General features: G+C 68.6%; 6 protein-coding genes. 4 read left to right on the top strand and 2 right to left on the bottom strand.

Annotated features, from left to right (window positions below; all coding sequences use genetic code 11):
• The first annotated feature begins 193 nt into the window (after positions 1 to 193).
• The 3 genes from ABTY40_RS27795 to ABTY40_RS27785 all read left to right on the top strand — a co-directional run bounded on the left by ABTY40_RS27795 (position 194) and on the right by ABTY40_RS27785 (position 7,393).
• Entirely contained in the window at positions 194 to 1,837 is a 1,644-nt protein-coding gene (locus ABTY40_RS27795) for a family 20 glycosylhydrolase (protein WP_352062011.1), read from the top strand.
• Between the two features lie 911 nt (positions 1,838 to 2,748).
• Positions 2,749 to 4,398 (top strand): phospholipase A2, encoded by a 1,650-nt coding sequence (locus ABTY40_RS27790; protein WP_352062010.1) that lies wholly within the window; start codon positions 2,749 to 2,751, stop codon positions 4,396 to 4,398.
• Between the two features lie 208 nt (positions 4,399 to 4,606).
• Positions 4,607 to 7,393 carry a S8 family peptidase gene (locus ABTY40_RS27785; protein ID WP_352062009.1) on the top strand — a complete coding sequence of 929 codons (2,787 nt, stop codon included), beginning with the start codon at positions 4,607 to 4,609 and terminating at the stop codon, positions 7,391 to 7,393.
• Positions 7,394 to 7,560: 167 nt separating this feature from the next.
• Here the strand turns inward: ABTY40_RS27785 and ABTY40_RS27780 are convergent, their stop codons facing one another.
• The gene (locus ABTY40_RS27780; RefSeq protein ID WP_352062008.1) at positions 7,561 to 8,451 is read right to left on the bottom strand and encodes a hypothetical protein; all 891 of its coding nucleotides are present in this window, start codon (positions 8,449 to 8,451) and stop codon (positions 7,561 to 7,563) included.
• Between the two features lie 240 nt (positions 8,452 to 8,691).
• Positions 8,692 to 9,495 carry an NAD-dependent epimerase/dehydratase family protein gene (locus ABTY40_RS27775; RefSeq protein WP_352062007.1) on the bottom strand — a complete coding sequence of 268 codons (804 nt, stop codon included), beginning with the start codon at positions 9,493 to 9,495 and terminating at the stop codon, positions 8,692 to 8,694.
• A 1,014-nt stretch (positions 9,496 to 10,509) separates the two neighbouring features.
• Between ABTY40_RS27775 and ABTY40_RS27770 the strand changes: the two genes are divergently transcribed.
• Complete coding sequence (locus ABTY40_RS27770) at positions 10,510 to 11,433, top strand: hypothetical protein (protein WP_352062006.1); 924 nt, start codon at positions 10,510 to 10,512, stop codon at positions 11,431 to 11,433.
• The last annotated feature ends 469 nt before the right edge of the window (positions 11,434 to 11,902 follow it).

The raw sequence follows: 11,902 nt of genomic DNA, 5'->3' as shown, positions 1-11,902 counted from the left end.
CGTGTTAGCGTACAGGCGGATCCACCCCCCAGGAAGGCGCGGCAGCGCAGGCGCCCTCCACCGCGGCCCGCCGCCCCGGACCCCACGCCCACCTGACGAGGGCGTTCGGCTTCCGGGGCTGGTGCGCGCTCACCGAAGGCCGGCCGCATGGATCCAGTGGCGCGAGAACCCGTACCAGCCCGGTGGAGGAGAAATGGACGTCGTCATCCCGTGCCCGGCGGTACGGACATCACCGGCCACCGGCGGGGAGCTGCACCTCGCCGGCCCCTGGCGCATCGCCACCACGGACCATCGGCTCACCACGGTCGCCAGGACCGTGCGCGCACTGCTCGAACCTCATCTGGGCGACCGCCTGCTGCCACCGTCCGCGGACGACGGCACACCGGACCACGGCGGTCCCGGCACCGGACCCGCCGTCCTCGTACTCGCCCTCGACGCCGAGTCGCCGGCCCCGGACCGCGCGCCCGTCGGCGTCTCACCGCGCGGCACCGCCGAACCGGTCGACGAGTCCCACCGCCTGACGGTCACCCGACGCGGGATCACCTGCCGGGCGGCCACCCCCGAGGGCGTGTTCCGCGCCGCCACCACGGCGATCCAGCTCCTTGCCGCCTCCACCGACCGCACGCCCTGCCAGGAACTGAGTGACGCGCCGCGCCACGCCTGGCGTGGCCTGATGGTCGACCCGGCGCGCGGTTACCTCACACCCGGCGAACTGCGCCGTGTCATCGACCTGGCGGCGCTGTACAAGCTCAACGTGCTACACCTGCATCTGACGGACAACGAAGGCTGGCGCCTCCAGCTGCCCTCCGTTCCCGAGCTGACCTCGGACCGGGCCGACGGCTCACCGGGCTCGCTGGGGGAGTACTACACCGTCGAGGACTACCGCGCCCTCCAGGACTATGCGGCCGACCGCTTCGTCACCGTCGTGCCCGAGATCGACCTGCCCGGCCACTGCGCAGCCCTGCGCGCGGCCCTGCCGGATCTGCCGGCGGCGCCCGCGCCGGAGGGACTGGCCGGCCGATTCCCCTTCGTCCCCCCGCTCGACCTTGCCGACCCCGCCACCAAGGCCGTCGTGACCTCCGTCCTCACCGAGGTGTGCCGGCTGACCGACGGTCCTTTCGTGCACATCGGCGGCGACGAGGCCGTCGGCATGACCGCGGACAGTTTCGTCCTCGCCGTGCGCGAACTGCGCGCCTGCGTACGGGCGGCAGGCAAGCGCCCACTGGCCTGGCAGGAATCCTCACGCGCCGGAATCGGGGCGGAGGACATCGTCCAGTACTGGGTGGACGTGCCGATGATGGATCTGCCCGACACGGAGGAGGAACTCGCGGGCCGCCCCGACCTGCTCGCGGCCGGCCACACCCTCGACCTCATCCGCGCTCTCAGGCAGTTCTTCGCCCCGGCCGACGAGGACCTGGCGCGCGTTCTGGACGGTGGCGGACGCGTTCTGCTGTCCCCGCAGTCCCACCTGTACCTGGACCGTCCTTACCCGCCCGACGTGATACCGGCCGAGCAGGCGGAGAGCGTGTCCCGGCTGGGATTCGCCACCTACCGGCCACGCGGGGTCCGGCCCACCGCCGCGTGGGACCCGACTTCCCACGGGGTCCCCGACGCGCGGATCGCCGGAATCGAGGCGACGCTGTTCGGGGAGTCGATCGAGGGGCTGGACGACTTGACCGTCCTGCTGCTACCGCGTCTGACGTCCGTCGCCGAAGCCGCGTGGAGCGGTCGCGCGCCCGAGTGGGAGGCCCACCGTGCCAGAGTCGCCCGGCACGCGCGACTCTGGCAGGACCGAGGACTGAGCTATCTGGCCTCCACCGAGATCCCCTGGCCATGACGCCGCACCACCCGCAGCCGCGGGGCATCGCCTTGAGGTCTGCAGCCACGACTCCGGGCCGGATGACCGGTGGTGCCTCAGGTGACGTGGCAGTCCTGGACGTCCTCAACGGCAGGGCCAGCGCGGAGCACGTTGTCGGCGATCATGTTCGGAGCCAGATCATGAGAGCTGCCACGGTGGCGGTGCGTCCCCGCGAGCGAGTTCTTTTGGCCGCTGGCCGCTCCCCCCGTTCCGGCGGCGTCCGTTCTCCCGTACGACGATCCGGTGCGGCGGCGACTTAAGCGGAAAAGGGGTTACGTATGCAACTAACCGCAGCAATCGTCCCTACGGCGGCTGCGCAAGGGTGACCACCTTCGACACACCTTCAAGCTCTTTGAATAAGAAGAGCTTTACAGTCATTTGCTCCGTTTTGGACGCGCCGAAGAGTGTCGATCCATAACCGGGGCGTAAGGGCCGAGCGTGTGACTTGGGTCACGAGATGCCATATCGCGAGACTCGAACTTTGCGATAGAGAACGAATACTTCCGAGGTGGTCTCCGCTGGCTCCCGTACCCCCGGTGACACTTTCCTGCTGAGCGGCGCTCGCACACCAGTCGCGTGCGTTCGACTCCACCTCCCGACCCGCCGCCGCAGCGACACGGCCGCGCCCGGGGCCTCCCCAATGACGACGGGCGGGTGGGTCATGAGGCGGTCCGCGCCGGAATTTCGGTCATGCGCACAGTCTCCGGCGGTAGCCCGTGGGCCACATGAGTACGCGTACTCAGTCGCATTCGAACACGCGGGGTCGCGGGATCTTCACGGGTGCAAGCGAACGGCGTTACTCCCGGCAACAGAACCTCCTTGTGGAGGTGATCAAGACGCGTCTAGCGTCCGCAACGACCACCAGCCGAGAACAAACTAGGGGGGAACTGGTGCGCAGAATCGCGCTTCCAGCCATCACCGCGCTGTCCCTGGCGCTGCTCCTGCCGCAGCACTCCGTGGCAGCGACGACCACCCAGCAGTCGAACGCCACCACGGCGGAAGTCCCGGAACAACCGACGGCCGAGGGCACGCTCTCCACCATCGGCCCCGGTCAGTACTCGACCGCGGACAAGACCTTCCAGATCGCCGAGAACGACGTGGCCGCGGCCCTCATAGGCCGCCGCCACACCGTCGCCGCGCAGCCCGACGGCGGCTTAGCCCGGCCCGAGTCCGCGCCCGCCACCCGCCCCGAGATGGGCGTCTTCGGGCCCAGCTGGGAAGCCGAGTTCGTCGGCGGCCAGCTCAACCGGAAGCTTGAACAGCAGGGCGACAAGGTCGTAGTGACCGACCTCGGCGTCGACGAGAAGGTCACGTACGTGCTGCAGTCGAGCATCGACTACCCCGACGGCGGAAGCGTCAAGAGGTACGCGAGCGCCGACGGGTCCCAGATAACGGCGACCTCCAAGTGGAACGACGCCACCGGGACCGTGGTGACGTCCATCGTCGAGGTGCTCGGCATCGACCTCTCCACCGCCGTGGCGGGCGACGACGTCTTCACCGACGCGGCCGGCAACCCCATCCCGGCCGCGGACCTCAAGCCCACCTACAAGTGGCAGCAGGCCGCCACCGGCACCGACAAGTGGCGTGTCATCAGCGTCGGCAACAACACCTACGCCACCGGGGTCCAGTACGACGCCAAGGGCCGGGTGTCCAAGATCTCGGCCCCCGCCGCCGGCGAGAGGCTCGCGACGTCCACCTCGGTCACCTACGCGGACTCGACCACGGCCGCCGGCACCTCCTTCGGCGACTTCGCGGGCCGCGTCAAGCAGATCAGCGTCACCGAGGGCGCCACCACGCAGACCCTCGCCCGGTACGCCTACGACTCCGCCGGTCTGCTGCGCACGGTGACCAACCCGAGCGAGACCGCCGAGCCGCAGGCCACCTACGCCTACGACGCCACCAACCGCCTCGCCGACATCAGCTCGCCGAGCAGCGGCAGCTGGGACCTGAGCTTCACGGCCGACTCCGCGGCCCCGACCGCCGTCGTCGACGGTGAGGCCATCCCGACCCCGGGCGTGCCGGTCGAGGGCGATGCCCCGGACGACAACGCCGGCGTCACCGACCCGCCGCCCGCCACCGACTTCCCCGGCGGTGAGATCACCGACCCGACGTCGTACCCGGCGAAGTGCAGCTGGGCGCGGCACTGGATGTACTACTGGAAGAGCGGCTGCACCTCAAAGGTGGCGCACTACGGCTGGCGTTCGCCCAAGTGGAAGACGACCAAGACCGGCTACAAGGTGCGGGGCATCAATCACGACCACTGCACCGCAGCGCTCGACAAGCCGCTCGGCTACAACTTCGTTCCCGCCTGCGACATGCACGACTACGGCTACGGCCTGATCGGCAACACGTACAAGGGTTACCGGTACTACCTGTCGCGCAACAAGGGCCTCGCCGTCGACGCCGTCTTCTACGACACGCTCTACAGCAAGACCTGCTCCGGCTACCTGATCAAGGGCCCCTGCCGCTCCCTCGCCAGCACGTACTACGGCGCGGTGACGGTCTTCGGCCGGGCCAAGAACGGTGCGAAGGCGACCTGATCCCGGACGCGGACTTCTGAGGTCCCCCAGTACGACCTCCTGACAGAGCACGTCCTTCGGGAAGAAACGGGCCGGGTGGCGCGATGTCGCCGCCCGGCCCCTTCGCACCCGGCCTCTTCACCCCCTTCCACGGACCAGGCATGCCCGCCGTCCGATCCGGCATGCCCTCTCCACGGGCCGCGTCAGGCCCCCTGCACCCCGAGGCAGCATGAAAAAAACGATCTGGGCCACGGTCGTCGCCGTCGCGATGACCACGACCCTGGGTTCGATACCGGCCCAGGCCGCCGCACCGACGAGCACCACCGCCGCGGCCACGGGCGAGGTCATCGACCCGCCGCTGTACGACAGGACCGCCGGCGGCCACACCGTCCGGGTCAACGTGCTCACCAAGAGCCGTACGGACATTCCCGAAGCGGCCACCGCGGGGGAGACGAAGCAGAGCTTCGCGGCCCTGCCGGTGGTCACCCTCAGGGTGGACAGAGCAGGCCTGGACCAGCTCGCCACCCAGCCGGGCGTGGTCAGCGTCACCGAGGACAAGCCCGAGATGGCGACCCTGGACGAGAGCGTCCCGCTCATCGGCGGTGACGCCGCCGTCCAGGCGGGCAAGACCGGTACGGGAAGTACCATCGCCGTCCTGGACACCGGTGTCGCCACCCAGCATCCGTTCCTGAAGGGCCGGATCAAGGCCGAAGCGTGCTTCTCGCCGATCGATCCCGACCTGGCCGCCACCAGCCTCTGCCCCAACGGCGCCGCGCAGCAGGAGGGCACCGGCTCCGCCGACTCCGACTCCGGACCGTGCGCGACCCTGACCGCCTGCGACCACGGCACCCATGTGGCCGGTATCGCCGCGGGCAAGGGTACGGGCGCCGCCGGTGCCCCGAAGAACGGTGTCGCCCCCGGCGCCGACATCGTCGCCATCCAAGTGTTCTCCCAGTTCAACACCGCCGATTCCTGTGCCGGCGAAGTGCCCTGCGTGGGCAGTTTCCCCAGCGCCCAATTGGCAGCCCTCGAAAAGGTGCTCGAGATCAAGCAGGCCGGGATCCCGATCATCGCGGCGAACCTCAGCCTCGGCGGCGGCTACTACACCTCCGCCTGCGACAGCGACCCGCGCAAGCTGGCGATCGACAACCTGCTCAGCTTCGGTGTCGCCACCGTGGTCGCGGCCGGCAACAACGGCTACACCAACGCCGTCAGCGTCCCCGGCTGCATCTCCTCCGCCGTCACGGTCGGCTCCACCACCGATGACGACGAGCTGTCCGCCTTCACCAACCGGGGCCCCCTGCTCGACCTGTTCGCCCCCGGCACGAGCATCGTCTCCTCGGTGCCCGGCGGCAACTACGCCCCCAGGAACGGTACTTCGATGGCGGCCCCGCACGTGGCCGGCGCTCTCGCCGTGCTCAGGCAGGCCTACCCCGCCAAGAGCACCGCGGACCTCGCGGCCCTGCTGAAGAGCAGCGGCCGGGGCATCGTCTACACGGATGCCACCACCCCCCGCATCGACCTCGCCGCGGCGCTCGGCGGCGGCGGTACCACCCCCAAGCCCGCCGGCATGACCGACTTCAACGGTGACGGTGCCGAGGACATCGCGATCTCCGACACCCAGGCCACCGTCGGCACGGACACCAAGGCCGGCCTGGTCCGCATCGTGTACGGCGGCGGCAAGGGCACCGCGGAGATCAGCCAGGACCTGGACTGGGTGCCCGGCGGCTCCGAGACGGACGACTACTTCGGCGAGACCCTCGCCACCATCGACTACAACAAGGACGGCTTCACCGACCTGGTGGTCGGCACCCCGAGCGAGGACATCGGCACCACCCCCAACGCCGGCATGGTCGACCTCCTCTACGGCGCCCCCGGCGGCCTGGGCACCGGCACGACCAAGGCCACGCACCTCGAGCAGGGCGCGGGTACCGGAGCGATCGCCGCCTCGGCCCCCGAGGCGGACGACCGGATGGGGCAGTCAATCGCCGCCGCGGTCAACGACGCTGGCCGGCCGTACCTGCTGATCGGCTCGCCCGGCGAGGCCATCAGCACGCTCACCAAGGCGGGCACCGCCTTCTACGTGCACGGCAACACGAGCCTGACGATCCACCAGGACAAGCCCGGCGTCCCCGGTGACCCCGAGAAGGACGACAATTTCGGCTTCTCCGTGACCGCTGACGCCAACTACATCGCGATCAGCTCCCCCAACGAGGCCCTCGGCGCCAAGGTGAAGGCGGGCAGTGTCACCATCTTCGACGCCAACGCGTTCGACGCCGAAGGCCGACCGGCTCCATTGGCCGGGCTCGACCAGGACAGCGCGGCCATCTCCGGTGACGCAGAGGCGGGCGACCAGTTCGGATTCGCGGTGGCCATCGCCCCGTACCGGCCCATGGGATCCCCCGCCCCCACCGAGTCGATCCTCGCCATCGGTTCACCCGGTGAAGGCGTGGTCGTAGGCACCGAGAACCGGCTCAACGCGGGCCGTGTGGTGCAGATCCGGATCAAGACCGACGGTTCATGGAGCTATCTGCGCGAACTCAAGCAGGGCACGGCGGACGACGAGGTCTCCGGCACCTCCGAGACCGGTGACCGCATGGGCGAGAAGCTGACCGCCGTCAACACCGCCCCGACCGCGGTGAGCACCGTGGCCTCCATGCGCCTCGCGGTCGGTACGCCCGGCGAGACCCTCGGCACCGCGACCAAGGCGGGCGCGGTCCACACGTTCTCCATGGCCGGCTCGGCGGGTCTGAACGACCGCTGGATCGAGGCGGGCGACGGCGACGGGATCCCCGGCACGCCCGGCGCCAACCAGGAGCTCGGCAAGAACATCCACTTCACCGCGACCAAGCTGTACGTGGGGATGCCCTTCGGGCCCAATGCCGCCGGTGCGCTGTACGCGCTGCCGATGTCCAACGTGACCCAGGGCGGCACAGTCGCTCCCGTGACCACGTACAGGCCCGGCTCGGGCGGCCTGCCGGCCAACGGCGTGGCCTTCGGGTACGCCGCCCGGTAGGCGCTTCCGAGCAGCCGTGACGCCGGGGGGCTGACACATCCGCCCCCCGGCGTTCACGTGCCAACCTCCCGAGAGGAGAGCTTGGCTCCGCGCCAAGCGCCACCACGCGAGCGGATGTGCAGATCGCTGGTCGGTGCTGCCTTCTCAGCTGCGCGGGGAGAAGGACCTCACGGGATGAAGACCTTCACGGAGTCGTCCGCCCCATTGTTTCGGTTGACGCCGATGAAGAAGTCGCTCCCAATGTGGGTGATATCTTCGATCTCGTCGATCAGGTTTCTCCCCGGAATCCCGATATCGCTCTCCACGTCACCCCCGGACCAGTTGTACTGGTACACCCAGTTCCAGCCGGTCTCGGGCGTCGAGCTGTTGATGGACTTGGTGTTCCAGATGTAGTTCTCGGAGCAGTCCATGCCCTGGTCAGAACGATTGTCGTGACTTGTCAGGTTGCTCTTCACCAGCGTCCATCCGCTCGTCAGCGAACCGGCGCCGGGATGGGTCCACAGGTTGCCCGCACGGCGGGCGGCGAATTTGCCGGCCCCTCCGGCCGCCGTCGGGCTGTAGCAGAGGCCACTGATGTTGCCGATGGGCAGATGGACAACCTCGCTTGCCCCCACGGCTCCCGACGAATCCAGGCGGACGATCGTCACATCGTCGCTCGGGAAGGCTGATTGACTTCCCTGGGTCGCAATCAAGGCAGGGCCCTGACCTTGGTAGTTCGGATGATAGGCGAGATCGTTACCGTGGCCGAGCGCGGGTATGGAGGTCGGCGCACCGGCGCAGGTCCAGCTGGACCCGTCCCAGGTTGAGCCGTCGCGCAACCACCTGGAGAGGACCGGCTCCTCCCCGGCCGCCTTGGTGAAAATGATGTAGAGCTGGCCGCCCGGCCCCGCGACCATGCCCTGCATGACGGTGCGGCCTGCCCTGCACGCACTGCTGGTCGGGATGCTGAGCCGTTCCTCTCCGCTCCTGTCTGTAGCGGCGTAGGTGGGCGTCGTCGAGGTAATGGCGATTCCGGTCATGAGCGCCAGTACAGACGCGAAACTCAGTAGCTTCTTCACTTGGTACCCCCCTTTGTGGTTGGGGGAGGAGGCTAGCATTACGCGTGTAACTTGCATCCGAGATGGTGTCGTCTCGTCGCCCGGGCGACGGCTGTGGGGGAAAAATCAGTCCCGTTGGGTGCGTCGTGCAAAATCAGGGAAGGGGGAAGCTCCGAAGCCGAAGTGGCAACCGGAGCACGGGTGACAGCACTGTAGACGTGGCCTCTGCGATGTCGGTGACTGCCGCCCCGCATCCCGGGGTCAAGGTCGAAGGTGCTTGAGGGTGAACTCAGGCAGGGCATAGGAGCCGGCCTGGGGCGCGCCGGGGTCGGCCGGGTGGTCCAGCATGGGGATGTCAGCTGCATGGAGCTGGGCATCGTCGACCGGTGTGTAGGCCAGTTCTCGCGGGTCGGGAAGTGCCCAGAAGCGGCGGGCGTTGTTGGAGACGGCGTACGTGGTGACGAAGCGGGTGGAGGCCGGTGCGGCGAGGGCGGCCCGGATGAAGCCGATGGCGTCGCGCGGGCTCAGCCAGGTCGCCAGGCGCCGGGGCTCGGTGGGCAGGTGCTCGAAGCTGCCGATACGCAGACAGACGACGGACAGAGCGAACTTGTCGGCATACAGCTGCCCGAGCGCCTCGACGGCGGCTTTGCTCACCCCGTAGAGGCCGTCAGGGCGTACCGGATCCTGCGGACCGGTCAGATGCTCAGTCGGGTAGAAACCGGTCACACGATTGCTGCTGGCCAGCACCACCCGCTCGATACCTGTGCGCCGGGCAGCCTCCAGGACGTGGTGCGTGCCGAGTACGTTGACTTCGAGGAGATCGGGGAGAGGCGCTTCGTCGGGCACGCCACCCAAGTGCAGCACCCGGTCGGCCCCCGCCAGGGCCGACTCCACAGCGGCGGCGTCCCGCAGATCCACGGTGTGAACGTCCTCGTTCTCGGCCTCCCGGCCCAGCGGCACACGGTCGAGGAGGATCAACCGGTCCACCTCGCCTCGCAGCGCCTCCCGCGCCACACAACCGATGGTGCCCGCCGCCCCGGTTATCGCCACCGTTCCCAGACTCACTGCGTCTCCCTTGGCTTGGACCATCCGTGCATCTTCGCGTCTGTTGATCCACTCATCAAGGTGTCCAACTTCGTTGCCACCTGCCCGGCGGGCCCATCGGGGGCGCGTCCCGGGCCGTCTACGGCCCGAGACGCCCCTGCCCCCTGGGGGCCCGCCGGGGCACTCCAGGGATCCAGACGGGCCGGGACGCCGCCCGTGGGGGAAAAGGGTGGGGGAGCGCCTGCGGGCCGCTGGCGCGCCGCAGGGTCTTTCCCGGGGCCGGGGCCCGTCGTCCCACCGCCCGTGGCGAGCGCTCCGCACTCTCACGCCCGTGGGGGCCGGCGCCGTCCGTACGGGCCGCACCCTACCGCTTCGCGCCGGACCGCTCGGCCGGGCCGTCCGGGGGGAGGGGGAACGGCGGGGTGCGCCATCCCCTCTGCCGCTCCGCGCCCCTGGACTCACCCGTCAGGACGCTCCGAGATCGGCGAGGTGCTGGGCTGGACACGGGAGTGCGGGGCAAGCTGGAGCCGCTGCGCGGGAAGATGACGAAGCTCGCTAACCGTGGCTGGCTGCATAAACGCCCCCGACGGACGCTTCGCCGCGCGCCGGTAATCGTGCTGAACAGGGCGTAACTGGTAGGCCCCCGGCGGCAGTTGAGTTTGGTGTGAAGAAAAACAACCATCACGCCGAGAGCCCTGACGGCCATGTCTAACCCCGACACCACGAACATGCACGGATACATCGCCAGACTCGGTCAACGTTCGTGGCCAACGCACTAGACAATACGCGAACGAATGTACGGTTGGATCTAGCTTGCGGGAACGCACCGCACGCGCGATCAAGCACGCCCAAGTACCTCCATGCCCGCGACCCCAAAGGGGAATCAACATGCTGACCACCCGAATAACGATGTCCATCGCGATCACCGCGCTAGTGGTTGGTGGTGCCGTCATGACCGCCCCCGCACAGTCGGCATCGGCATCGGCATCGACATCGGCATCGGTTTCGACATCGGTATCTACATCGGCATCGGCATTGGCCGAGGATGCCAACTGTCGTACGACGACGGGGACCCAGGACTTCTACCCCGGGCCGTCCGCCGGCGAGACGTACGACAGCACGTTCCACAACAGTGTGGCCGTGCCGCAGGGTCTGTACAGCGGCGGGTTCATTCCGCAGGGTCTGGCGTACTGGAACAACTGGGACGGGACGAGCGAAGACGTCCTGCTGATCTCGGCGTACCACCCGAGCGCTGGCGGCGCGAGCGCGATCTGGGGCATCGCCCTGAGCGGACCACGCCGGGGCGAGAGCCTTGGTCACATGCTCATCCCCAAGACCCATGCGGGCGGCATAGTCGTGACCGGCGGTCACGTGTACGTCAGCGGCGAGAGCAGCGTGAAGTACTGGTCGACCGCCACCGTGCGTGCGGAGCTGGCGGGCGCCAACACAAACAACGTGATCCAGCCGAAGGGTACGCAGGACATCGCCGGCAAGGGTTCGTTCCTCGGACTCGGCGGTGGCGAGGGCACCACCTTGTGGACCGGCGACTTCTCCGACACGAGCCACGAAAGCATGTGGCAGTACTCGACGAGCAGCACCGGTGCGCTGACGTACACCGGCAAGAAGCGCTGGGTGCCGGCGAAGACCCAGGGCATGGCGGTCGTGGGCGACAAGTACATCTTCGCCACGTCGTTCGGCCGCGACAACCGCAGCAACGTCTGGGTGCGACCCACGTCGTACGAGACAGACATCACCGATGGGACGGCTTTCTGCATGCGCGCCCCCTCGATGATGGAGGGCCTGGCGTACGGCAACTCCGACGGCAACGAGCACGTCTGGGCGCTCTTCGAGAGCGGAGCCGAGCCGTACGTGAGCGACCCGACGACGCTCAACAAGATCACGAACATCCACTGGGCCGGCGGATCCGAGCTGGCCGGGCTGTACGGCCAGGGCGACTGACACCATCGACGCTCCTGCGGCTGACCAGGGATGTCGAGCTAGACAGGCACAGGAGCGTCGTGCAACTCGGTGGGCTCCACCGGGTGGAGCCCACTCCGGTGCGCCGGGTGACCATGGACGCCCCCGTGCTGCGCGCACCACTCCGGTGCGCCGCACCACCGGCGTGACCTTCGCGGACGGAATGCCCCTCATCCGATAACCAATTACCCCCGTATTCCTGACTACGGGTCAGGAATACGGGGGCACCCCTGCCCCCTAGCCAGCCGCCTTTCCTGAATTCGCGGAGCGAATTCAGGCGGGGGATCGCGGAGCGATTCCCCGAAAGGGAAACTGCGGAGCAGGTTCCCGCAGGAATTGCGAAGCAATTCCCAACTTCGGCGCGCAGCGCCGAAGTTGACGACCCGTAGGGTCGTCGCGTCGCGTCTGCGGAGCAGACAGAGCGGAAGTGCACACGCTGTCATCCAGTCAC

The sequence above is a fragment of the Streptomyces sp. NPDC126503 genome (assembly GCF_040302405.1).
GTDB classification, from domain to species: Bacteria; Actinomycetota; Actinomycetes; order Streptomycetales; family Streptomycetaceae; genus Streptomyces; species Streptomyces gulbargensis.
The sequence above is the reverse complement of the archived record's forward strand: the minus strand, read 5'-3'. Positions and strand labels throughout refer to the sequence as shown.